General features: G+C 69.7%; 18 protein-coding genes and 1 pseudogene. 10 read left to right on the forward strand and 9 right to left on the reverse strand.

Annotation, left to right across the window (positions count from 1 at the left end; genetic code table 11):
* The first annotated feature begins 4 nt into the window (after window positions 1-4).
* Window positions 5-481: a Cys-tRNA(Pro) deacylase gene (ybaK, locus tag A176_RS21760; RefSeq protein WP_002639033.1), complete on the forward strand. Its 477-nt coding sequence runs from the start codon at window positions 5-7 to the stop codon at window positions 479-481.
* A 7-nt stretch (window positions 482-488) separates the two neighbouring features.
* Here ybaK and A176_RS21765 read toward each other — a convergent pair whose 3' ends face one another.
* Window positions 489-1514: a zinc-binding dehydrogenase gene (locus A176_RS21765; RefSeq protein ID WP_002639032.1), complete on the reverse strand. Its 1026-nt coding sequence runs from the start codon at window positions 1512-1514 to the stop codon at window positions 489-491.
* Window positions 1515-1584: 70 nt separating this feature from the next.
* Here A176_RS21765 and A176_RS21770 point away from each other — a divergent pair, with 70 nt between their 5' ends.
* Both A176_RS21770 and A176_RS21775 read left to right on the forward strand, forming a co-directional pair.
* Window positions 1585-2835, forward strand: coding sequence for a coiled-coil domain-containing protein (locus A176_RS21770; RefSeq protein ID WP_002639031.1), 1251 nt, complete (start codon window positions 1585-1587; stop codon window positions 2833-2835).
* Between the two features lie 108 nt (window positions 2836-2943).
* Entirely contained in the window at window positions 2944-4131 is a 1188-nt protein-coding gene (locus A176_RS21775) for an EAL domain-containing protein (protein ID WP_002639030.1), read from the forward strand.
* On the opposite strand, the gene A176_RS21780 is transcribed toward A176_RS21775, so the two are convergent.
* Entirely contained in the window at window positions 4132-4407 is a 276-nt protein-coding gene (locus A176_RS21780) for a DUF6289 family protein (RefSeq protein ID WP_002639029.1), read from the reverse strand.
* Window positions 4408-4780: 373 nt separating this feature from the next.
* On the opposite strand from A176_RS21780, the gene A176_RS21785 reads away from it, so the two are divergent.
* Window positions 4781-7681, forward strand: a complete 2901-nt coding sequence (locus tag A176_RS21785) for an RCC1 domain-containing protein (RefSeq protein ID WP_002639028.1) — start codon at window positions 4781-4783, stop codon at window positions 7679-7681.
* Between the two features lie 104 nt (window positions 7682-7785).
* On the opposite strand, the gene A176_RS21790 is transcribed toward A176_RS21785, so the two are convergent.
* The 3 genes from A176_RS21790 to plpQ all read right to left on the reverse strand — a co-directional run bounded on the left by A176_RS21790 (window position 7786) and on the right by plpQ (window position 9401).
* The gene (locus A176_RS21790) at window positions 7786-8037 is read right to left on the reverse strand and encodes a hypothetical protein (RefSeq protein ID WP_002639027.1); all 252 of its coding nucleotides are present in this window, start codon (window positions 8035-8037) and stop codon (window positions 7786-7788) included.
* Window positions 8038-8442: 405 nt separating this feature from the next.
* Complete coding sequence (locus A176_RS21800; protein WP_044890121.1) at window positions 8443-8985, reverse strand: DUF192 domain-containing protein; 543 nt, start codon at window positions 8983-8985, stop codon at window positions 8443-8445.
* A gap of 17 nt (window positions 8986-9002) precedes the next feature.
* Window positions 9003-9401 (reverse strand): motility regulator PlpA, encoded by a 399-nt coding sequence (gene plpQ, locus A176_RS21805; protein ID WP_002639025.1) that lies wholly within the window; start codon window positions 9399-9401, stop codon window positions 9003-9005.
* Window positions 9402-9426: 25 nt separating this feature from the next.
* Here plpQ and A176_RS21810 point away from each other — a divergent pair, with 25 nt between their 5' ends.
* The 3 genes from A176_RS21810 (at window position 9427) to A176_RS21820 (ending at window position 12919) form a co-directional block, all read left to right on the forward strand.
* Window positions 9427-11787 (forward strand): hypothetical protein, encoded by a 2361-nt coding sequence (locus A176_RS21810; RefSeq protein ID WP_002639024.1) that lies wholly within the window; start codon window positions 9427-9429, stop codon window positions 11785-11787.
* A gap of 65 nt (window positions 11788-11852) precedes the next feature.
* On the forward strand, window positions 11853-12380 hold the full coding sequence (locus tag A176_RS21815) for a hypothetical protein (RefSeq protein WP_002639023.1): 528 nt from the start codon (window positions 11853-11855) through the stop codon (window positions 12378-12380).
* Between the two features lie 71 nt (window positions 12381-12451).
* Entirely contained in the window at window positions 12452-12919 is a 468-nt protein-coding gene (locus A176_RS21820; RefSeq protein WP_002639022.1) for a nuclear transport factor 2 family protein, read from the forward strand.
* 6 nt (window positions 12920-12925) lie between these two features.
* On the opposite strand, the pseudogene A176_RS21825 reads toward A176_RS21820, so the two are convergent.
* Window positions 12926-13896, reverse strand: a pseudogene (locus tag A176_RS21825) (homoserine kinase).
* A gap of 136 nt (window positions 13897-14032) precedes the next feature.
* Between A176_RS21825 and A176_RS21830 the strand changes: the two are divergent.
* Window positions 14033-15613: a tetratricopeptide repeat protein gene (locus A176_RS21830; RefSeq protein WP_002639020.1), complete on the forward strand. Its 1581-nt coding sequence runs from the start codon at window positions 14033-14035 to the stop codon at window positions 15611-15613.
* Here the strand turns inward: A176_RS21830 and A176_RS21835 are convergent.
* The 3 genes from A176_RS21835 to A176_RS21845 are packed head-to-tail and all read right to left on the reverse strand — an operon-like array spanning window position 15605 to window position 19599.
* Window positions 15605-16105, reverse strand: a complete 501-nt coding sequence (locus tag A176_RS21835) for a hypothetical protein (protein WP_002639019.1) — start codon at window positions 16103-16105, stop codon at window positions 15605-15607. The genes A176_RS21830 and A176_RS21835 overlap by 9 nt on opposite strands.
* Window positions 16106-16112: 7 nt before the next feature.
* Complete coding sequence (locus tag A176_RS21840; protein WP_002639018.1) at window positions 16113-17444, reverse strand: cyclic nucleotide-binding domain-containing protein; 1332 nt, start codon at window positions 17442-17444, stop codon at window positions 16113-16115.
* 40 nt (window positions 17445-17484) lie between these two features.
* The gene (locus A176_RS21845; protein WP_002639017.1) at window positions 17485-19599 is read right to left on the reverse strand and encodes an FHA domain-containing protein; all 2115 of its coding nucleotides are present in this window, start codon (window positions 19597-19599) and stop codon (window positions 17485-17487) included.
* Window positions 19600-19776: 177 nt separating this feature from the next.
* Here A176_RS21845 and A176_RS21850 point away from each other — a divergent pair, with 177 nt between their 5' ends.
* Together A176_RS21850 and A176_RS21855 are read left to right on the forward strand one after the other, a co-directional pair.
* A complete protein-coding gene (locus A176_RS21850) occupies window positions 19777-21258 on the forward strand; it encodes a TldD/PmbA family protein (protein ID WP_044890040.1) in 1482 nt (493 codons plus the stop codon).
* Between the two features lie 15 nt (window positions 21259-21273).
* Window positions 21274-22620: a TldD/PmbA family protein gene (locus A176_RS21855; RefSeq protein ID WP_002639015.1), complete on the forward strand. Its 1347-nt coding sequence runs from the start codon at window positions 21274-21276 to the stop codon at window positions 22618-22620.
* Window positions 22621-22701: the final 81 nt, after the last annotated feature.

A 22701-nucleotide genomic window follows, 5' to 3' on the forward strand; every position in this document is an offset into this window, starting at 1 on the left:
GGCCGTGAAGACGAACGCCGCCCGGCTCCTGGACTCGCTCGGTGTGCCGTACACCCTGCGCGACTACGACGTCGACCCGGACGATTTGTCCGCGGAGACCGTGGCCGCGAAGGTGGGCATGCCCGCCGAGCAGGTCTTCAAGACGCTGGTGGCGCGCGGGGACCGCACGGGCGTGTTGATGGCGGTGGTCCCCGGCAACGCGGAGCTGGACCTGAAGGCCCTGGCCCGGCTCAGCGGGGACCGCAAGGTGGACACGGTGCCGCTCAAGGAGCTCCAGCCGCTGACGGGCTACGTCCGCGGCGGCTGCACGGCCCTGGGCGGCAAGAAGGACTACCCCGTCTTCGTCGACGAGACGCTGGAGCTGTTCGACGTCATCGCCGTCTCCGCGGGGGTGCGTGGCACGCAGTTGCTGCTCGCGCCCGCGGACTACCTGCGACTGACGAAGGCGAAGACGGGCCCCATCTCCCGCGACAAGAGCTGAGCGGCCTTCACGCGTCCGCTGGCGCGGGCACGAAAAGCACCTTGCCGGCGGTCATGTCCGCCGACGCGATGCGCACCGCCTCCCCCGCGGACTCCAAGGGGAGCCGGGCCCGCACGGGCGTCTCCAGCGTCTGCCCCACCAGCGAGGGCACGCCCATCAGCGCCTTGATTTGCGCGGGGCCAAAGCCCTGCCGGTGCCACTCCGACAGCCAGAACCCCTCCACGCGCTTGCGACCGAAGATGAGGTCACCGGGGGCAATCCGGCACTCCTGTTCGGAGAGCGAGCCGTACACCGTGACGCTGCCGCCTTCGGGCAGCGCGTGCAGGAGCTGCCCGGTGAGGCGTCCCCCCACCGGGTCGAACGCGAGCGTCACCTTGAGCTCATGACAGACGCGGTGGAGGCGTTCCTCGAACTCGGGCTCGTGGGTGCTCAGCACGTACTCCGCGCCCAGGTCGTGCAGCAACTCCACCTGCTCCGGGCGCCGCACCACGTTCACCATGGGCACGCTCCGGCGCTTCGCGAGCGCCAGCAGCATCCGCCCCATGGTGCCCGCCGCGGCCGTCTGCGCCAGCGCCGCGTGGTGCCCCTCCTTCGCGCGCTCCATCAACACCCACGCGGTGAAGGGGTTGATGAAGAGGCTGGCCCCTTGCTCATCGGACACGTGCGAGCGCAGCGGCAGGCACTGGCCCAGCGGCACGGCGGCGTACTCCGCCCACAGCCCGTCACCCTCCCCCGGCGCGACGCAGGCCACGCGGCGGCCCACGAGCAGCTTCCCAGCGACGCCCCCCGACGCCACCACGGTGCCGCTGGCTTCCAGGCCGGGCACCACGGGCAGCGGCTTGCGGATGCCGTACTGCCCACGAACGAACATCAGGTCCGCCGGGTTGATGGGCGCCGCCGCCACGCGCACCAGCACCTGGCCCGCGGAGGGCCTGGGCACCGGGAGGGATTCGACGCGCAGGGACTCGGGCCGGCCGTCATAGGCGGTGAGGACCAGCGCGCGCATCGTCTCGGGAACGGCGGAGCTCTTCATCGGCAGACCTTTTTCGGCACCCATGCGTGAAAGGGAGAGTTTCTGCCCGGCCTACATTCGTGGGGAGTCGATGAACGCCACTCTATTGCAACTCCATCATCGAGAGGCCTTTGAGCAGACCGTCACGCGCGCGCTCATGGCCGGCGCGGGGGCGGGTGTGCTGCACCTGGCGATGACGCGCCTCGGCGTGCCCCTGCCCCTGGTGTGGCTGGTGCCCGCGGCCGTCGTGCTCGGATGTGCACGAGGCGACAAGTGGGACCGCGGGCTGCTCGGGGGACTGGGCGTGCTGCTCACCGCGCTGCCGTATGCCCTGGGCATGGCGCCGGGCTGGACCATCGCCTTCAGCGCAGCGGCGGCGGGAGCGTTGCTGGTGCGTTCGCGACTGAGCGACCGGGGTGAGGATGGACAGGTGGCGGACGCGCGCCCCACCCTCTTCCACTTCGGGCTCGGCGCGACGCTGTGCGCGGGACTGACGCTGGGGGGACTCGAGGTGGCTCGCGTCTTCGCCGCGCGGCTGACGGACCTGGCGACTCCCGCGCTCCTCGGGGCGGGCGCGGCGGGCGGCATCCTGGGCCTCTTCGTGGGACTCAGTTCGGTGGCCGCGCACCTCGCCCTCTCCGCGGACCCGGTGGAGGCGCGCGTGGAGGCCTTGCTGCCGCAGCTCTCCGGAGACTTCCATGCGCTGACGGAGCGGGCGCTGCGGCTCTACCGGCAATGCGGCCAATCGCTGGCGCTGCTGCCGCGAGAGCCCGCGCGCGAGGAGCTGGCGCGCACGCTGGGCCGGATGACTCGGGACGCGGCGGAGCTGGCATCGGAGTGGGCGGGCGTGGAAGCGCAGCTTGAGGAGCGCGCGCAGGCGGAGCTGCAAGCCGAGCGCGAGGACCTGGAACGCAGCGCCCGCGCCTGCACGGACGCCGTCGCGCGGCGGCAGTTGGAGGTGGCCGCGGCGTCGTTGGGTGAGGAGGTGGAGCGGCTGGGGACGCTGAAACAGCGCCGCGAGCGCATCCTCGCCCGCCTGCGCGCGGAGGTCGCCCAGTTGGAACGGGCCCGGGTCGCCCTCCTTTCGCTGCGCAGTGGACAGGCCCAGCTCAAGGCCGCCGAGCTGTCCTCGCTCGCCCGCCGCTTCCGCGCCCTGTCCTCGGTTCCCTGGGAGGAAGGGCAGGCGATGGACGCCATGGCCTCACAAGCCAGTCTGGGCATATCCACAGTGATTCAGGGCACTTCCATGCACTCATCGGCATCGGAGCCCCACGCGCCGGAGGCGGATGGAAGCGCCGTCGCCAGCCCGGCCGCCGAGGTGCCGAGGGTCCGCGAAGGATGACCGGTGCTTCACAAGCGTGGCGCTTTGCCACGCCGTGACACAGGCGCTCGGCAGCTTCTTTGGGGGAGGGCATGGAGCCTGGGAAGCATTGGGCTACAATTTCCACACATGAGCCTGCCCCTCTCGTCTGCTCCAGCTCCCGCATGGCTGTGGAACGGTGACGAGCCAAGCGTCACCTCGGTCTTCCAGCCCATCGTGGACCTGCTGCGTGGCGAGGTCATCGGGCATGAAGTGCTGTCGCGTGGACCGGGCGAGTTCCGCGAGCCACACGTGCTCTTCACGCAAGCTCGCCTGGAAGGCTACACGTGGGAACTGGAGCGCGCGTGCTGGACCTCCGCGCTGCGCTGCATCTCCACGCTGCCCGAGTCGCAGCGCCGTGCGCCCTTCTTCTTCAACGTCAGCCCCGACGTGCTGAGCGACCCGCGCTTCGGTGATGGCTCCACCGAGGAGCTGCTGGCTCGCTATGGGCTGAACCCGAAGAACCTGGTGCTCGAAATCACGGAGAAGGCGGCGTTCGAGGACAACGCCCTGCTCCAGCGGCTGACGAAGCAGTGCTCGGCGTTGGGCTTCGGCATCGCGCTGGACGACTTCGGCGCGGGGCACTCCGGGTTGGTGACGCTGGTCCACAGCGCGCCGCAGTTCATCAAGCTGGACCAGGCGCTGGTGCGGGACATCCACCGGCACAGCTACCAGCAGCACCTGGTGAAGTCGCTGGTGGCCTTCGCCGCCAGCGTGAATGCCACGCTCATCGCCGAGGGCGTGGAGACCTGGGACGAGCTGGCCGTGCTGCTCCGACTGGGCATCCGCCATGTGCAGGGCTACCTCGTGGCCCGGCCCGCGCCCGCCCCGGTGCTCCCCAGCGTCGAGTTCGAGGCGCGGCGCCATGAAGCCATGCGCGCGCTCGACTTCCGCGAGGACGAGGACGACGAGACGGTGGGCAGCATGGTCATCCGCCGCGTCTGCGTGGAGCGACAGGTGGCGGCCGAGGAGCTGGAGCGGTTCTTCCAGCAGAAGGCCGACGTGGACCACGTCGCCGTGATTCAGGGAGAGCGGCTGGAGGCGCTGGTATTGCGGCGGTACTCCGCTGCCAAGGGCGCCACGCATGCGGCTCCGCTGGTCGTCGAGGACCGGATGGCCATCACCACGCTGGCGCGGCTCGCCATGGAGCGCACGCCAGAGGCCCTCTATGACCCCGTGGCGGTAACCGATGCCCAGAAGCGCTTCCTGGGCACCGTCACGATGCAACAGCTCATCCGCCGCGTCGCGGAGCTGCTGGAGCGCCGGCCGCCGGCGTAATCAAGGACAGGGCCGCGGCGCGATGCTCACGACCTGGTAGTCCGACTTGTTGCCCCACTGCACCCGGCCACCGCTACAGGTGCAGCCCGACTGCCCGACGAGCTGGGTGTGGCCGCTGTCCCGGTAGAACTCGTACCAGAACTCAATCCTGCACGAGGCCAGCGCCTCCTCCTGCGTGTCGAGCGGCAACTCCGCATCCGCCTGCTCCACGCCGCCGCAGCCCGCGAGCAGCCCCGCCAGCAGCACCGCACGTCCCATGACTCGCCGCACCTGCATGTCCGCCTCCTGGGTTGAACTACACGTTGTTTCAGCTTTGACAGAGATTGCGGGGTTGCACCCCAGCCGTAAAGGACTTGCGCGGTGAGACGTCGTGTCTTCATCACTGGAGACGTGGTGGGTTCGCGCCGCTCCACGCGGGTCAAACACAACACTGTCTGTTTCACCCCGGCAGAGACAGACATCCGCTTGCGCTCTCCGTGAAACCCCTCATTGCGTTTCGTCTTGTTTTATAAGAAGAAGCCACCAGCCACTCGCGCCATCCAGTTGCACTGGCGAAGAGGGCGGGCGCCTCCATCCCATCTCAGTCAGTCACGCTCAATCCACGCCCTGGAGCCAGGAGGAAGGCCGGGGTGTATCAGGAGTGGTTCGCTTGAATCGCCAGACAGCGCCGCTGCGCGCGGCCGCACTTCGTCGAAGTTGGTGGATGTTGGCGTGTCTCGCCGTGGGCTGTGGAGAGGTTCAGCCCGACGGTGACACGCCCCCGAATACACAGGTTCGTCAATCACGGCTTGCCGGCCCACTCGAGGTGACGCGGGTCGCCGCGGGCGCGTATCACTCCGTTGCCCTGCGCAGTGATGGCGAGGTCTGGGCATGGGGCCGGAACTCGGATGGACAGCTTGGACGCGGAGCCGTCAGCGCCACGCCCGAGGCCTCACCCCACCCCGTTGCCCTTCCGGGCCCCATGACCGCGGTCGCAGCGGGTGCTGGGCACTCGCTGGCAATCGACGCGCTGGGCCATGTCTGGGCCTGGGGGCGAAACAACCGGGGACAGGCTGGCAGTGCGCTCACGGGTGGGCCGGTCCTGACGCCGGTCCAGGTGACGCTACCGGCGCCCGCTGTCTCCATCGCGGCCCGCGCGGACTACTCGCTGGCTGTTGATGCGAACGGTGACGTCTGGGCCTGGGGACAGAATATTGATGGAGAGTTGGGGCAGCACGCGGCGGACACGCTGGCGCATCACACGCCGGTCAAGGTGCAACTCCCACAGGCAACTGCACAGGGCAACTGCACGCCTGTGGACCCCTTGGACCTCTACCGCATCGCGGATATCGCGGCGGGTGGCCATCACGTCCTGGCGCTAACGCGCACGGGCTGCGTCTGGGCTTGGGGACGCAATGACGCCGCGCAGATCGGAACCGGCACGGAGAGTTCGACGCCCGTCCTGGTGCCAACGCTGGTGCGCAACATCCCGCGTGCGAAGGCCGTTGCAGCGGGCGAGTCGCACTCGCTTCTCTACGACGATGAAATGAACAGAATCGTGTGGACGTGGGGCCTGAACACGTCGGGACAGGTGGGCCGCGACTACATCGCAACAACACCGCCACTCCCCAGGCAAGTGGTCCGGACGCCCTTTCTCGTCAATGGCAGTGAGGCCGCGGGTGGAGGACTCGCCGCGGGCGATGACTTCTCCCTGTTCATCATGGGATATCCCACAGGCAACGTGCGTAGCTGGGGCGCCAATGCATTCGGCCAGCTCGGCAACGGCACGCAGGCGCTTCGGCAAACGCCGGAGTATGCCCTGCGCACACTCACGGGGCCCCCGTACACAATGGCCGTTGACGCAACAAGGCAGGTCGCTGGCGGCGCGCGGCATGGTCTGGCCGTCCGTCACGAGCAGTACGAATATGCCAACTGTCCGGTCGTGTGGTCGTGGGGCGATAACAGCCAAGGCCAGCTTGGCACGGGCAGCCTGACGCCCGCCTCCAGCGTTCATGCGCAGCCCGGCCTCCCACTCCGGCGCTACTTCCCGGACGCGGATGACGACGGCTTCGGCGACTCCAGCCAGCCCATGTACTCGTGTCTCACGGAGGTCCCAGCGGGCTACTCGGAAATTGAGGGCGACTGCGACGACACCCAAGGTGACGTTCATCCCGACGCCGAGGAGGTCTGCGACGGCATCGACAACAACTGCAATGGGGACGTCGACGAGAACGGCTGCGGTAGCTTCTGGTATCGCGACGCGGACGGCGACGGCTACGGCGACCCGAGCAACGCCATCCGCTCCCCGACGCAGCCGACCGGCTACGTCGCCGACGCGACGGACTGCAATGACCAGAGCCCGAATGTCCACCCCGGCCACGCCGAACTCTGCGACAACGTCGACAACAACTGCGACGGGCAGATCGACGAAGGCGCCGGCACCCGCTGGTATCGCGACGCGGATGGCGACGGCTTCGGGAACCCCGGTGTCTCCGTCATCGCGTGTGCTCGTCCCACGGGATACGTGTCCAACGCGAACGACTGCAACGACAGCAACGCGCAGATTCACCCCAATCGCGCCGAGGTCTGCGACAACATCGACAACAACTGCAACGGACAGGTCGACGAGGGCGTCGGCTCACGTTGGTACCGCGACGCGGACGGCGACGGCTACGGGAACGCCAGCGTCTCCGTCATCGCCTGTGCTCGTCCCACGGGATACGTGTCCAACGCGAACGACTGCAACGACAACAACGCGCAGGTCTACCCCGGCCGCGCCGAGGTCTGCGACAACATCGACAACAACTGCAATGGCCAGGTGGATGAGGGCGTCGGCACCTACTGGTACCGCGACGCGGACAGCGACGGTCTCGGAAACGGCAATGTCTATGTGCTCGCCTGTGGCCAACCTGCCGGCTACGTGGCCAACGCGGACGACTGCAACGACAACAACGCCGGTGTCGGCGGGGTCCAGCAGTACTTCCGGGACGCGGATGGAGATGGCTTCGGCAACCCGTCGAACTCCATGTGGGCGTGCTCGCGCCCCGCGGGCTACGTCCAGGACTTCGGTGACTGCAACGACAACAACGCCCAGGTCCATCCCTACCGGACCGAGGTCTGCGATGGCCTCGACAACAACTGCAACGGAATGGTGGACGAGTACATCGGCTCCACCTTCTACCGGGACGCGGATGGCGACGGTTGGGGCAACGGTCAGGCCCCCATCCAGTCCTGCTTTCAGCCCGCTGGCTACGTGACGAATGCCAGCGACTGCAACGACTCCAACCCCAGCATCGGCCAGCCCACCGTCTGGTACCTCGACCAGGACGGCGACGGCTATGGCCACGGTGGCCACTGGCAATATGCGTGCAATCAACCCGCCGGTTACGTCGCCAATGGCAGCGACTGCCACGACTCCAACGCCAGCATCAATCCTGGGATGCCCGAGTCCTGCCTGGATCACATCGACAACAACTGCGACGGGTACATCGCGCCCTACTGCGGCTGGACTCCCGACCCCAACCCCAATCCGTGGCCGTGTCCTCCGGGCCAGAGCTGCCAGGAACCGTGATGGCTTGACGCCACCACGTCCTTGCACGTCCCGTGGGCGGATACCCCAGCCCACGAAGCACACCTGACGCGCGGCCCCGGTCGTCTCCGGGGCCGCGTGCTGTTTCACGCGGGTGAGTCAAAGCGAAACACCGCATCCCCGAACTCCGGATATTTTTCGGAGAGCGCCACCAACTGGTCTCGAAAGTGTTGAGTCCGGTCGGTGGACTCCAGCATGAGCACCGGAAGGTATTCAGCCACGTCCAGGACCCAGGCGATGTCCGAGTGAGCTCGGCCCTGGTAGGCCATGTATCTCGCCCCCACGAGCACGGCGTTGATGGCGGAGAGCGCGCTCCGCATCTTCGATGCGTCGATCAAAGGTCCCTCCCACGCAAGGTGGAGTCGGCAACCTCGCTCAGCCTTGCAAGAGAACGGCCCGGAACGCATTCCAGTGAGCGTCGATGCGTGACGCCATGGCATCGAGCACACCCGGTACGGCCGTCAGGGCCGCCTCGTCCACGGCATCGAGGTTGACCCACCCGACTGGGGTCAGACTCCTCGCATGTGAGAACGCGCGACACGCGCCACACCACACCCACGAGCCTCCCGCACGCCATCCCTCGCGGGCATGGATATAGGCGTGGAGTGACAAGCTGTCACAGAGGGGGCAAACCGCGGGCAAGCACTCTGGCGCGCCGGACATGGCCCGCCGCATCACCGCGTCCAGTACGTCGCCGTCATCGTCGTGCCATTCACGAGGGGCGTCGGGTGGCATTCCGGCCCTCAAGGCTCGATGGCGAGGCCCGACACACCGTCGAAGCGGACCGCGCTGCCCTTGCGGATGCCCACCTTCTCCGTCCAGCCACCGGGCACCTCCAGCACGTACTGACTGGGGACGCCCACGGAGCGAGATTCGAACGTCCGGGGCACCGCGCGCGACACGATGCCCGCGACGCGCAGGTCCGCCGTGATGAAGATCATGTCCAGCGAGATGAGCGTGTTGCGCATCCAGAAGCCCTGGACCTCTTCATGCGGGAAGAGGAAGAGCATGCCCTTGCCCGCGTCCAGCGACGTGCGCCACATCATGCCCCGGGCGCGAGAGGCCGCCGTCGCGGCGATCTCCACCTCCACGCGATGGACACCGCCAAAGGCGTCCTCCAGCCGCACGTGGCCCTTGGGAAGCGGCGGCATGACGTAGCCCTCGGCGGTGACATCCGTGACCGGCGGACGGGCTGGCGCGGGCGCGGCCTTCGGCGGAGCACGCGGCGCGCTGCCCTGCGCCTCCTGCTGGCAGGCCGACACCCACAACGGCAGGGCCATCACCATCCACCGGACGCCGCGTGTCATGAGTGCGAGTGCAGCGGCTTGTTGAGCAGCTTCTCCGTCAGCTCGCCGCCGAGGCTGTCGGACATCAGCCCCTCCACGACGGTCTCGAACTCCACCCGCTGCGCCTCGCTGCTGTAGATGAAGCGAATGCCCATGCCGGGCTCGTCCGCGTCCGCCTTGGACCAGACGACCTCGCCCAGCAGCTCGAAGGGGGCCTCCCGGTGCGGCACGGTCAGCTTGAACAGGAAGCGCGTGCCGATGGGCAGCGGCTTCTTGGTCTTGATGAACGTGCCACCCTTGCTGATGTTCTTCGTGTAGTCCGCGAAGAACGAGTTGAGCTTCTTGTAGTCGACCTTCAGCTCGATGGGCGCTCGCCCGTTCTGGCGGTGCTCTGGACCTGTCTTCTGTTCGGACATGCTGGCCGGGAGTATAGGAGAGGCCATGCGGCAAGTCCTCACCCGCGCCTCCTCCCTGTTGCGCCGCCCCGCCGTCCTGGCCACCGTGCTCCTGCTCGCGGGCGGGGGCTCGGCGCTCGTCCTGCTCCCCCTCTTCGGGGTGCCCGGCTTCGAGCTGAGCCTGGCCCTGTCCATCGCCGTGGGCCTGCTCGGGGGGGGCATTGGCATCGCCGCCGCCGCCCAGGAGCGGCGCATCCTGCTGGGTTCCGCCCCCACACCCGCCCAGGCGGTCCGCCCGTCGACGCCCGGCAACGCGGTGGGCCATGCCCTGGGCGCCGCCCTGCTGCTCAACGTGGCCGTGCCGGCGCCGCCCTTCCTGGTGGCCACCCTGTTCGCCTGGCTGCGCACCGCGTGCGACCCGTTCGCACTGGTGGGCTTCTATCCCATGCTCACCCTGCCCTCGGCCGCGATGGCCGCCTCGGCGGGTGTGCTGTGCGGCTTCTCCGCCGAGCGCCCGCGCCGCGCCGTGGGGCACTACGCACTCCTCGTCCTCCTCTCCGCCGTCCCCACCGTCTGGCCCATCGTCGCCGGACCCCAGGTGTTCGCCTTCAACCACTTCCTGGGCCACCTGCCGGGTCCCCTGTACGACGAGGCCCTGAAAATCTCCCCCGCGCTCGGGTGGTTCCGTCTGGAGACGCTGCTGTGGACCACCGTGCTGGCCGGGCTCGCCGTCGCCCTGCTCGACGTGGGCACCGGCCGCCTGCGCCGCGCCCACCCGCGCCGGGGGGTCCTGGCCGCCCTGGTGCTCCCCCTGGTGGCCATCGGGTTCATGGAGGTGCGCGGCCCCGCGCTGGGCCTGCGGATGACGGAGGCGTGGCTCACGCAGGAGCTCGGGGGCCTCCGGGAGACGGAGCACTTCGTCTTCCACTACTGGCGGGGCAAGCCACGCGAGGAGGTGGACCGCTTCGCTCGGGACTTGGAGTTCCGGTGGGCCCAGACGCAGCAGTTCCTGGGCGTGGCCCCCACCGAGCGCATCCACGTGTGGCTGTACCGTGACGAACACGAGAAGCAGCGGCTCGTGGGCGCCGGACGCACGCAGTTCGCCAAGCCCTGGCGCCTCGAGTTCCACATCCAGGACCGGCCCTTCCCCCACTCCGTGCTCCACCATGAGCTGGCGCACGTCATGGCGGCGCCCGCGGGCAGCGGTCCCTTCCGCGTCACCACGCGACTGGGACTCTGGCCGTTGATGGGCGTCATCGAGGGCTTCGCCGTCGCCGCGGATGGCCCCGTGCAAGGCGACCTCACCCTCCACCAGTGGGCGGCGGGCATGCGCCGGCAGAAGCTGGCCCCCGACATGCGCAAGCTGATGGGCCCGGAGGGCTTCTACCAGTCCGCGCCAGCGCGCGCGTACACGGTGGCGGGCTCGTTCCTGCTCTACCTCGCGGACACCTACGGCGCCGCCCGGCTCCGAGCGCTGTACGCCCACGCGGACTTCGAGGCCGCCTATGAGCGGCCCTTGGGAGAGCTCGTCACGGAGTGGGAGAACCACGTGGACGCGCTGCCCCTGGACGACGCCGCCGTCGCGCGCGCCTTCGCCCGCTTCCGCACCGGCAGCCTCTTCACCCGCGCTTGTGCTCGCGAGGTCGCGCGGCTGTCCGAATCCGCGCGGCAGGCCCTGGCGAGCGACCCCGAGGACGCGCTGGAGCGCTACCGCCGCGCCGCCGAGCTTCAGCCCGACGAGTACGGCTTCCGCCTGGGCGAAGCCGCCGCCCTGTCCCAGTTGGAGCGCTACGCGGACGCGGACGCGGTGCTCGCCGCCGTGACGGAGCGCGTGAAGGGCCAGGCCGTCCTGGAAGCCGAGGTCGCCATGGCGCGCGCGGACGTCGCGCTGCGCCGCGAGCAGCCCGGCGAGGCGCGGGGCTTCCTCGACACCGTGCTGGCGAAGGACGCGGGCCCGGAGCTGACGCGCACCGCGCAGGTGAAGCTCGCGGCCATGGAGTCCAACGCGCGACAGGCGCCCATCGACGCGTACTTCCGAGCCTCCCAGGACGAGGTGCGGCTGTTGCTGCTCGCCCGGGCGCTGACAGCGGTCCCTTCCGACCCGTATCTCAACTACCTCTTGGGTCGGCGGTTGCAGCAGGTCGGCTCCCCCACCCTGGCCACCGGCTATCTGCAACAGGCCCTGGCCGCGGAGGGCTTGCCCGACGCGCTCCGGCGCGAGGCCCTGCGCCTGCGCGTGGAGTCCGCCTACCTTTCGGGTGACTGCGGGGCGGTGCGCCATGAGGTCGGTGCACTCCCGGACTTTGGCGCCGCCTTCCGCGCCGCCACCGACGAGTGGCGGGCGCGCTGTGATTTCGAGGAGAAGACCTTCCGGGGACTCCTGGTGCCACGACAGGCTTTCCGCTAGCCACGCTTTCCGCTAGGCAGGCAACCAGACAGCGGTGACGTGCCAGCCTGGCAAGGAGGACGAGGATGCGATTCGAGTCGCGGCATCGGATTCAGGGGACGGTGGACGAGGTGGAGCGCGCGCTCCTCGATGCGCGGTATTTCGAGTTCCTGCTCAAGCACCACGGCGTGCTCCTGGAGCTGCAGCCCCAGGAGGTGAAGCCGGAGGGTGACGTCGTGCGGCGCAAGGTGCGCTACCGCCCCAAGCCCGTCATCGAGAAGATTGGCCCCAAGACGGTGCCGCCCGAGTGGTTCGCGTTCATCGAGACGTCCACCTATGACAAGCGCAGCAAGGAGCTGAAGTTCGAGAACGTCCCCACCTCGAACAAGATCTCCAAGATGCTGGTGAACACCGGCACCATGCGCTTCCGCGACGTGGGCGGCGGCCAGACGGAGCGGGTGATGGAGGGCGAGATTGCCCTCAAGCTCCCCTTCCTGCTCAAGCCGCTGGGCCTCATCGCCGAGAAGATCATCCAGGCCGAGGGCCTGAAGATTCTCGACAACGAAGTCCCGGTGCTCAACCGGTTCATCGCCGAGGTCATCCGGCCGGGTTAGCCGTTCGCCCGCCCTGGGCGGGGCCTGGGAATGGGTTGACTTCCGCTCGGTTGTCCCAATAAGGCCCCGCCATGCTCAAACGCTTCCTCGCCTTCAGCGTCCTGTCCCTGCTGGCCGCGTGCGCCCCGAAGCGCATCCCCGGCACGGACATCGTCGACAACTCCGACACGCGCGCCATTCTTGGCGTCATGGAGCAGTACCGCGCAGCGCTGGAGGCCCGGGACGCCCAGGGCATCCAGGCGCTCATCTCCCCCTCGTTTCAGGACGACGGTGGAACGCCGAGCGACCCCAGCGACGACCTGGATGCGAAGAACCTGGGCGCCTATCTGGAGCGCGTCCTCCCCCGCATCCAGGGTCCCCGCATCGAGCTGAGCGTCCGCCGCATCCAGGTGGGCGACAACGTCGCCGCCGCCATCTACTACTGGAACGCCTCCTGGCGGATGCCCTCGCTCCACTCGCGCGCCATGAAGGAGTCCGAGCTGGAGCAGATGGTCCTCCGCAAGGAAGACGGGACCTGGAAGATCGTCAGCGGCATCTGAGGGCCTTCACAGCCCCAGCAACGCGGCGAACCCAGCGGGCCCCATGGCGTTCAGCGCCCGGGCCCGGTTGAGGTAGGTGCGGTAATCCTTCCGCACCAGCTTGTCCGCCGGCAGCGGCGACAGGTGGTAGTCCCGGATGCGGCTCGCCGTGAAGCGCACTGCACCGTAGAGCGCGTGGCCGAAGAGGTTCGCGCGCTCCACGTCCGACAGCGGGCGCACGTCCAGGTAGCCGCGAATGAACGCCCCGCACAGCTCCGGCAGGTAGCGCCCGCCGTCGAAGCACCAGGCATTCAGGGTGATGGCCACGTCCAGGCCGTAGTCCTCCCGGCACGCCATCTCGAAGTCGAAGAAGGCGCCCACGCGGTCGCCCAGCCACTTCACGTTGTCCATGAAGAGGTCGGCGTGGATGACGCCGCGTGGCTCCAGCCCCTGCCGCCCTGACAGCGCCCGGTCCAAGTCCCCTTCCAGCTCGCGCGCCACCGCCGCCAGCTCCGCGTCCAGGTGCTTCACCAATTCTTCCAACCAGCCGCGCACCGTCTCCGGGCCGTAGGGGTTGGCTCGCGAGCCGTCGAAGGACTGGGTGTCACGGTGCAGCTTGGCCAGCTCGGCCCCCAGCCGCTCCAGGTGCTCCGAGGTCAGCGCCGGGTGACGCAGCTCCTCGCCCGGCAGCCAGCGGAAGACGCTGACGCGGCCCCCTCCAGCTCCAGGAAGGGCGCGCCGTCCCGCGTGGTGAGCTGCACGGGCCCGGGGAAGTGGTAGGCGGCCAGGTGCGCGAGCAGCGCGGACTCGAAGCGCAGATCCTCCGCGGAGCGCACGGTGGTGTGCCGCACGAAGTAGCGACCGGACTGCGTCTCCACGCGGTGGTTGGTGTTGATGGAGCCCTGGGGGATGGGCGTCACCTCGTGAACAGCCCCCAACCCGAATGCGTCCGCGACCCGCTCGAATGCCTTGGGGGGTAGCACCGTGTGTACCGCCATACGCCTGACCTCCGTCGTCCGTGTTCACCGCGCCGCCCGCCGTTGACAGCTCCGGGGAGCGTACCTATCTGAGCCCGGCTTCTCTACCCGGCGCAGAGGCCGGCGCACATCGAACTCCAGCGCGGGGGACAGGTCCATGGGCACCGAAGGGCGCAAGGACTGGCAGCGGCGCGAAAGCCTCTCCAGCGCGTTGGTCCAGGTGGGTGTCGTCGCCGTGCTGCTCGCGGGCGCGGTGGCCTTCTTCGTTCACCGCGGCACGGTCCGGAAGCAGTCCGAACAACACCTGCACGCGGCGCGCAACGCGGCCCTGCGTGGCAATCCCGCCGACCTCGCGCGGGCCATGACGGAGCTGGAGGCCTTGTTCCAGCTCGACGCCAATGCCCGCGACGCGCAGGCCCTGGCCGCCGACATCCAGACGGTGTTGTGGCTGGAGCACCGCCAGCCCGGCGCGGACGCGAAGGCCCGCGAACACCTCTCCCGCGCCGAACAACTGGAGTCCCAATCCGGCGAGCGCTACGGCGCGCACGCCCTGCACCTGCTGGCCGCGGGCAAGGCCGCCGAGGTGGAGACCTATCTGGCCGGGCTCGAAGCGCGCGGCGCCAACAACGCCCGCCTGACGCTGGCCCGGGCCCTGGCGCTTCAAGCCCGAGGCGACTTGCCCGGTGCCCGGCAGGCCTTCGCCCGCGCCGCGGAGACGTCTTGGAGGGACCCTCGCTTCACCACCGCGTATGGGGAAGCGCTGCTCGATGAAGGACAGTACCCGCAGGCCGTGGAGGCATTCAGCAAGGCCTTGAGCGTCAACCCGGACCACCTGCTGGCGCGCGTGTCCGCGGCGCTGGCGCACACGTACCAGGGACGCAAGGTGGAGGAGGCGCGGCAGGTGCTCGCCAACGTGGAGTCGCGTGGCGCGGAGCTGACGCCGGTGCTCCGGGCTCGCGCGGGTGCGCTGAAGGCGGAGCTGGCCCTGGCGCGCAACGCCCCGGACGAAGCGCTCCGGGCCGCGGATGAGGCCCTGAAGGCCTCCGCCGACGAGCACTATGCCCTCTTCGCCCGCGCGCGGGCCCTGGCGGTGAAACATGACGCGCAGACGCGCGCCGCCTTCGAGGCCGCGGTGGCCCGGCGCCGCAACGCGCCCCTGCTCTATCTGGATGGAGCGCGGGCGCTTCAAGCTTCCGGGGACACCGAAGGCGCGCTGGCCCTGCTCGACGCCTATGAAAAAACCTTCGGTCCGGTGCAGGTGACGTCCGCCGACGGCACGAAGAGCCGCCTGTTGGACAAGGACAGCCGCTACTGGCTGGCGCGCGGCGGCGTGCTGGAGGTCGCGAGCCGCCAGGAGGACGCGCTGGCCGCCTACGACAAGGCCGTGGCCGCGAAGGGCGTGGACCTGGCCCGCGCGCAGTACGCGAAGGGCGCGCTGCTGCTGGCGCGCAAGGACTACGCAGGGGCCCGGCCGCTGCTGGCCGCCGTGGCGCCGGACACGGGCGAGGGAGCGATGGCGGAGGCATACACCGCCATGGGGGACCTGCTCTTCGCCCAGGGCGAGCACGCCGCGGGGTGCCAGCACTACTTCTTCGGCCTCGTGCGCGCCCGTGCGCAGGGCACCCCGCGCGAGGCGCTGGCCGCGCGCGTGGACGACATCCGCAAGCGCCTCGAGTCCGCCGGGCAGGCCAGCATGGCCAAGGCCTGGAAGGCGGAGTCGGCCTCGCTCCTAGAGTAGGTCCGCCGGGCTGATGGAGTACGGCCGGGCGCGAACCACGCGCCACTCGCCGTCCTCTTCCTTCTCGAAGGCGCCTTCGATGCGGTACGCGCTCAGGACGCTGTCCGCGGACAGGTCCTCCAGCTTCTCCGCCTGCGAGCGACCGAAGATGAAGCGCGCCTGGAACTCACCCTCGGTGGGCGACACCTCGCGCACCTCCAGGTTCGTCATGAAGATGCGCACCCACTGGCCGCGCAGCACCTGCCCGGTGAGGATGCCGCGCACCTCCCGCTTCGTCATGCCGCCCGTGCCGTTGGAGCGAAAGCGTTCGGAGACGTGCTCCATCACCCCGCCCACGTTCTTCTCCTCCGCCTCGCGCGTCATCACCACCACCTGGCGGCGGATGGCCTCCTCCACGGTGAGTTCCTGCTGAGGCCAGAAGTACAGCACCGCGCCGGCGGCCAGGAGCGCCAGGCCCCCGCCCACCACTTGCGAGCGCGTCACGGTCGCCATGCGCGCCTCAGGCCGCCTCGGGCTCGAGCACCAGCTCGTCCGCGTCGATGATTTCCAAGGGCCGCAGCGCCTCGCCAATCTGCTTCAGCCGCCGGTCCGACAACTGCTCCAGGTACGTCCGGATGTCCGGGAAGGCCGTCACCAGCTCCTGGAACGCGGCGCGCTCCAGGAAGGCGGCCGCTGTCTTGCGCGCCGCCAGCACCGTGGCCGTGGCCCGCAGGCCCGTCAGCAGCGAGATTTCACCCGCCACCTCGCCCTCGCGCAGCATGCCCAGCGTCACCACACCGCCCGCCGGGTCCTCCTTCTGCACCACCAGCTCACCGGCCAGCACCAGGAACAGCCCCGGCGAGTGCTCGCCCTCCACCAGCACCTTCTCGCGCGCCTGGAGCGCCCGGAACGCGAAGCGCCGCAAAAGCGCGCCCCGCTCCGACTCCGGCATCGTCTGGAACATGGGCGAGGTGGCCATCAGGTTGCGCGCCATGCGCGTCTGCGCGAAGTCCGCGAGCACCTGCGGCACCGCGGGGTGCGCCTTCGCCACCACGTTGAGGTGCTCGCGGCGAATCTCGAAGACCTCCGTGTCCGACACCGCGGACACCGTCGCCGTGGGCGGCGCGCCCGTCAGCAGCGCGATTTCTCCGAAGATGGACCCGCCGCCCAGGAAGCCCAGCGTGCGCGCCTCGCCGTCCTGCTGCCGCGTCACCTCCGCCTTGCCCGCCACCACCACGTAGAGCGACTCCGCCGTCTCTCCCTCGCGGCTCACCACCTCGTCCGGCAGCACGCGGCGCCACACCATCCGCCGCACCAGGTCCACGAAGGCATCCCGGTCCAGCTCCGCGAACAGGGGCAGCGGAGGACGGCTGTTGGGGTCCGCCGAGCCGCCCGGATCCGGCGCGGCCAGGACCTCGATGGCGCGGTTGGACAGCTCCTCGCCCTGCAGCCCCATCAGGTCCGTCTCCACCTTGCCGTCGTAGAGCGTCTCGGGCGGCAGCGGAGGAGGCACCACGGCGCGGCCCGGCGCGTTGCGCACCGCGCGCGAGTGGATGCGAATCAGCGTGTCATTCACGCGCCGCTCGTTGGGGGCCACGTCCAATGCCAGCTTGCAGGCGGCCATGGCGGACAGCAGGTAGTCGCGGCGCAAGAGGCCCTCCGCGCACGCGTGGTAGGCGGTGACGGCGCGCTCGCGCTCACCCAGCTCCGCCAGGCAGCGCGCGGCCAGCATCCGCGAACGGTGGTCCGCGGGGACGCGGCGAACCGCCTCGGCGAACACGGCGAGGGCCCGCTCGAACTGGCGCTCCTCGATGAGGTCCATCCCGAGCTCACGCAGTGACGACTCGTTCATCCCATCTCTCCCCGGCAAATCGTTGTCGGCCCGCCGCCACTCACGGCTGAAGCTCGCTCAGATACATCTCCGCCTTGCGCTTCACGTCGGAGCCTTCCGAGGCCGTCTCGATGACGACCTTGAACATCTCCGCCGCGGCCTGCGGATCCCTGTCCCGCTGGATATACGCCCGCAGGAAGAGTTCCTCGGCCTTCTTCTGCAGGGTCTCCAGGCCCTCGCGCGCCCGCCCGTCACCGGGGTTGAGCCGCAGCGCTTCGCGGAAGTGCGAACCGGCCGCGCCGAGGTCGCCCTTCTTCAGCGCGCTCTGCCCCGCCGCCAGCGACGACGACGCGAGCTGTTCATCGATGGTGTTCCCCAGCGAGCCGCGGAAGCCAATCTGGCGGTACAGCTCCGCCGCGCGGCGCAGCGGCTTGGCCGCGGCCTCCAGCGAGTTGGCGTCCAGCTTCTTCTGGCCGTCCTCCATCACCTTGCGGAACTGCGGGATGAGGCGCTTGAGGGCCAGGGCCCTGTCCCGCACGTCCTTGTCGGACTTGTACTTGTCCACCACCCGGTCGCACTCGAGCACCGCGCGCTGGTAGTCACCGCCGTTGAAGCGCCGCTCCACGTCGTTGAAGGCCTCGGCGATGAACTCCTTGCGCTTCTCCTTGGCCACCTCGTTCGCGCGCGCCCTCGCGTTGTTGTCGCGGCGCGTCGCGTCCTGGGCCTCCTTCGCCAGCTCCGCCTCCAGGTCCGTGAGCCGCACCTCATAGGCGGGACGGTTCACCTGCGGCAGCAAGGCAATCAACGGCCGGATGGTCTCCGGGTCGCGCGTGGCGAACGACTCCTCCGCCTGCTGGATGCGCCAGGCGACGTCCTTCTCCTCCAGCTCCGCCTCCAGCTTGCGGCGGATGTCATCCGTCTTCGCCGTTCCCTGAGGCGTTCCCGTCAACTGGGTGCGCGCCGCGTCGAACTGCTTCTCGTCGATGAGCGCCCGCGCCGCGTCGAGCGAGGCGAGGACTTCCTGCTGCTTGCGCGCGCCCCGGGCCAGGTTGTCCACGTCGATGCCCGGCAGCAGCTTCTCCGCCTCCTCGACGAGCCGGACCGCGTTGGCGTAGTCATCCGCGCGCACGGATTCGCGGGCCTGCTGCATCAGCACCTTGGCCCGCTCGATTTTCGGGTCGGGCGGCGGGGGCGGCGGCGGCCCCTTGGGCATCAGGATGAGGCCCAACACCAACACCACCACCATGGCGCCACCGCCACCAATCAGCGCCTTCTGCTTCCCCGTCAGCCCGCCTCCGGCCGACCGGGTGGGCGTGCTGCGGATGGGCGGGGGGCGCCGGGGCACGGCCACCGCGCCCTTGGACCCGGAGCCCTCCTTGAGGCTGTCGGGCAGCTTGTAGTTGGCGTTGGTGGCCTCGTTGAAGCGGGGATCATTCGGATCCACCTCGCTGCCACGCGCCGCGGCCTGGTTCTTCTTCTTCTCCTCCGCCTCGCGAGCGGCCTCTTCCTTCGCCCGCTTCTCCTCGACGTCACGGGCTTCGGCCTGGGCGCGCAGCTCCTTGATCTGCTCCGCTTCATCCACGAAGCGCAGGCGCGTCTTGCCCATGGAGATTTCGTCTCCATGCTTCAGCAGGCACTCGTCCACGCGCTGGTCGTTGACCTGGGTGCCGCTGACGCTGCCCAAATCGCGCATCACCACGCCGGACGGGCCGTACACGAGCTCCAGGTGCCGGCGGGACACGGACTGGTCCTCCAGCACGAAGTCGCAGTCCTTGTTGCGGCCCACCACCATCCGCACGCTCTGGAAGCGCTTCTTGCGGCCCTTGTCCGGACCGTCCAGGACCACCATCTGCACCGGCGGGCCGGCGCGGGTGGCCTCGGAGTTCTCCTCCTCGTCCTCGTCGGCCCGGGCGTTCCGCTCCGCCTCCACGGCATCGATGGAGGCCACGCGCGTCTCCCCCGTGAGGGAGCGGCCCGGCTCCTCCTCGCCGTAGAGCTCCGGGTTGGGAGGCCCGTCCTCGGGATAGGCCTCCTCGGCGGACGGCGCGGCGAAGTCCTCGTCCTCGGAGGCGGGACGCCGCCGGGCGGGGGACTTCATGGAGTCTGGGTCCTCGCCCGCACGGCCACCGGAACGGCCAGCACCAGCACGGGGAGAGGAAGGAGGACGAGGCGGCATGGGGTGGGTTCCAGTCTCGAAGCGCCGCGCATCTTAGAGCGCCATCTCCACGGTGGGAATGCGGACAGGCCGCCGATCAGGGAAAGAACGGGGGCCCTTGAGCGTTGCTCCCGGCGGCGCCCCCTCCTATGTAGGCTGCCACATACCCCAACGTCTTCACCGCGGGAGTTCCGAAATATGCCCCGAGCGTCTGCGCCCTCGAAGCGCGCCCCCTCCTTGAAGCTCGCCCCACCGGTGGCCCGGCGGCCCTCGTCCGCCGCCCTGCTGCCCCAGCCGCTGGTCGAGCGCCTGCTCGCCGTGGCCATGGAACGGGGCGGCGACTTCGCCGAGGTGTACGTCGAGCGCACGCTCACCACGGCCGTGCGGCTGGAAGAGTCCCGCATCAAGAGCGCCCAGACGGGCCTGGTCCAGGGCGTGGGCGTCCGCGTCATCTCGGGCGGAAAAGTCGGCTACGCCTACTCCGACGACTGGGATGAGCCCGCACTGCTGCGCGCGGCCTCCACCGCGGCCATGATTGCCCAGGGCGGCGGCGCCGAGCGCAGCTTCCCGGTGCGTCGCGCCGCGGTCCCCAGCCATTACCACGTCAGCACGCCGCTGATGGACGTGGAGGTGTCGCTGAAGACGGGCCTGCTGATGCGCGCCGACAAGGCCGCCCGCGCCTTCGACGCGCGGGTGAAGCAGGTCAACGGCGGCTACGTCGACCAGACCCGGCGCATCGCGGTGGCCAACACCCACGGCCGCTACACCGAGGACACCCAAGACCTGTGCCGCATCTCCGTGTCGGTGGTGGCCCAGGGCAAGGGCGGCGTGCAGCGCACCGGCATGTACGGCGGCGGCGGACGCGTGCCCTTCACCCACTGGGACACCTTCTCTCCCGAGGACGTGGCCCGTGAGGCGGCGCGTCAGGCGGTGGCCACGCTGGGCGCGGTGGACTGCGTGGCCGGTCCGCAGACGGTGGTGCTGGCGCCGGGCTGGAGCGGCATCCTCCTGCACGAGGCGGTGGGCCACGGCCTGGAGGCGGACTTCATCCGCAAGGGCACCTCGCTGTTCGCCGGGAAACTGGGGCAGCAGGTGGCGTCCGACCTGGTCACCGTCATTGACGACGGCACGGTGTCCAGCGGGCGCGGCTCCATCAACATCGACGACGAGGGCAACCCCGGCGAGCGCAAGGTCCTCATCGAGAACGGCGTGCTGAAGGGCTACCTCTACGACAGCCTCAACGCGCAGCTCATGGGCCAGCGCAGCACCGGCAGCGGACGGCGCGAGTCCTTCAAGCACCTGCCCATGCCGCGCATGACGAACACCTTCCTGGCGCCGGGCGACCACGCCCCCGAGGACATCCTCAAGGAGGTGAAGCGCGGCCTGTACTGCGCCACCTTCGGCGGCGGACAGGTGGACATCACCAACGGCAACTTCGTCTTCGAGGTCAGCGAGGCGTACCAAATCGAGGACGGCAAGCTGGGCCGCCCGGTGAAGAACGCGACGCTCATCGGCGTGGGGCCGGAGGCGCTGAAGAACGTGTCGCGCGTGGGCTGCGACCCCATGCCCGACCCGGGCATGGGCCTGTGCGGCAAGAATGGCCAGTCCATGCCCGTGGGCGTGGGCCTGCCCACCGTGCGAATCGACAACATCACCGTCGGCGGAACCAAGGTCGCCTGAGAGGGAGCGCCAACCATGGACTACCAACAGCTCGCGAAGAGAATCGTCCAGCGCGCCAAGCGCAAGGGTGCCCGGCAGGCGGAGGCCTTCCTGGAGGTGGGCCGCCAGAGCAGCGTGCGCGTGCACGAGGGCCAGATTGAAGACCTCACCCAGTCCACCAGCAAGGGCGTGGGCGTGCGCGTGGTGCTCAAGGACCGGCTGGGCTTCGCCTACACGTCCGACTTCGAGCCCTCCGCGGTGGACCACATCGTGGACCAGGCGCTGAAGCTGGCCGAGTTCTCCGCGCCCAGCAAGCTCAACGGCCTGCCCTCCGGCAAGGACCTGGGCCGCTTCGGGGACACGGGCCTGCTCTTCGACACGAAGGTCGCGGAGCTCCCCGGGGACTGGAAGATCAAGACGGCGCTGGAGGTGGAGAAGGCCGCCCGCGCGGAGGACTCGCGCATCATCGCCTTCAACGGCGTGGGCGCCGGGGACTACGTGTCGGAGGTCTACATGGCCTCCTCCGAGGGCGTGACGGGCGCGTACTCGGGAACCTACGTGTACCTGTATGCGGCGCCCGTGGCGTCGGACGGCAAGGGACTCCAGACAGGCCACTGGATGGACTACCGGCGCTTCCTCGACGACCTGGACGGGCCGGAGACCATTGGCCGTGAGGCCACGCGCCGCGCGGTGCGGATGCTGGGCGCCCGGCGCGTGAAGACGCAGCAGGTGCCGGTGCTCTTCGACCCGCAGGTGGCCGCGTCCTTCGTGTCGGACGTGGCGGGCGCGGCGGACGGCAACGCCGTGTACCAGAAGGCCAGCCTCCTGGCGCCGCTGCTGGGCAAGCGGCTGGCGGGCGCGCACGTCACGCTGGTGGACGACGGCCTGATGCCCCGCGGCGTGGCCACCGCGCCCTTCGACGGCGAGGGCGTGCCCACGCGGCGCACGCCCATCATCGAACAGGGCGTGCTCAAGTCCTTCCTCTATGACGCCTTCACCGCGCGCAAGGCGAAGGCGCGCACCACGGGCAACGCGGCGCGCGGCTACAACGGCCTGCCCGCCATTGGCACCAGCAACCTGTACCTGGAGCCGGGCACGCAGACGCCGGAAGCGCTGCTGCGAGACGTGGACAGCGGCTTCTACGTCACCGCGCTGCTCGGCCATGGGACGGACCCGGTGACGGGCGAGCTGTCCGCGGGCGCCAACGGCCTGTGGATCGACAAGGGCGAGCTGACCCACGCGGTCCAGGAGGTGACGGTGGCGGGCAACCTGCTGCAGATGCTCAAGGACCTGGACGGCATTGGCAGCGACCTCCAGTTCCGCAGTGGCGCGGTGGGCGCGCCCACTGTCCGCTTCCGGCAGCTCACCGTCTCAGGCGAGTAGCCCACCCTTCCACGTCCCCCTACCGTGCGCCGGCGGGGGGACGTGTCAGGGCCTCCTCGTAGAACGCCGAAGCAGCACGAG

Source organism: Myxococcus hansupus (assembly GCF_000280925.3).
Lineage (GTDB): Bacteria > Myxococcota > Myxococcia > Myxococcales > Myxococcaceae > Myxococcus > Myxococcus hansupus.

Excerpts from the sequence above, each read along its gene's own strand:
- A176_RS21765 (WP_002639032.1), bottom strand. The coding sequence starts at position 1,514 with ATGAAGAGCTCCGCCGTTCCCGAGACGATGCGCGCGCTGGTCCTCACC.
- A176_RS21770 (WP_002639031.1), top strand. The coding sequence starts at position 1,585 with ATGAACGCCACTCTATTGCAACTCCATCATCGAGAGGCCTTTGAGCAG.
- A176_RS21775 (WP_002639030.1), top strand. The coding sequence starts at position 2,944 with ATGAGCCTGCCCCTCTCGTCTGCTCCAGCTCCCGCATGGCTGTGGAAC.
- A176_RS21780 (WP_002639029.1), bottom strand. The coding sequence starts at position 4,407 with ATGCAGGTGCGGCGAGTCATGGGACGTGCGGTGCTGCTGGCGGGGCTG.
- A176_RS21800 (WP_044890121.1), bottom strand. The coding sequence starts at position 8,985 with ATGGTGATGGCCCTGCCGTTGTGGGTGTCGGCCTGCCAGCAGGAGGCG.
- plpQ (WP_002639025.1), bottom strand. The coding sequence starts at position 9,401 with ATGTCCGAACAGAAGACAGGTCCAGAGCACCGCCAGAACGGGCGAGCG.
- A176_RS21810 (WP_002639024.1), top strand. The coding sequence starts at position 9,427 with ATGCGGCAAGTCCTCACCCGCGCCTCCTCCCTGTTGCGCCGCCCCGCC.
- A176_RS21815 (WP_002639023.1), top strand. The coding sequence starts at position 11,853 with ATGCGATTCGAGTCGCGGCATCGGATTCAGGGGACGGTGGACGAGGTG.
- A176_RS21820 (WP_002639022.1), top strand. The coding sequence starts at position 12,452 with ATGCTCAAACGCTTCCTCGCCTTCAGCGTCCTGTCCCTGCTGGCCGCG.
- A176_RS21830 (WP_002639020.1), top strand. The coding sequence starts at position 14,033 with ATGGGCACCGAAGGGCGCAAGGACTGGCAGCGGCGCGAAAGCCTCTCC.
- A176_RS21835 (WP_002639019.1), bottom strand. The coding sequence starts at position 16,105 with ATGGCGACCGTGACGCGCTCGCAAGTGGTGGGCGGGGGCCTGGCGCTC.
- A176_RS21840 (WP_002639018.1), bottom strand. The coding sequence starts at position 17,444 with ATGAACGAGTCGTCACTGCGTGAGCTCGGGATGGACCTCATCGAGGAG.
- A176_RS21845 (WP_002639017.1), bottom strand. The coding sequence starts at position 19,599 with ATGCCGCCTCGTCCTCCTTCCTCTCCCCGTGCTGGTGCTGGCCGTTCC.
- A176_RS21850 (WP_044890040.1), top strand. The coding sequence starts at position 19,777 with ATGCCCCGAGCGTCTGCGCCCTCGAAGCGCGCCCCCTCCTTGAAGCTC.
- A176_RS21855 (WP_002639015.1), top strand. The coding sequence starts at position 21,274 with ATGGACTACCAACAGCTCGCGAAGAGAATCGTCCAGCGCGCCAAGCGC.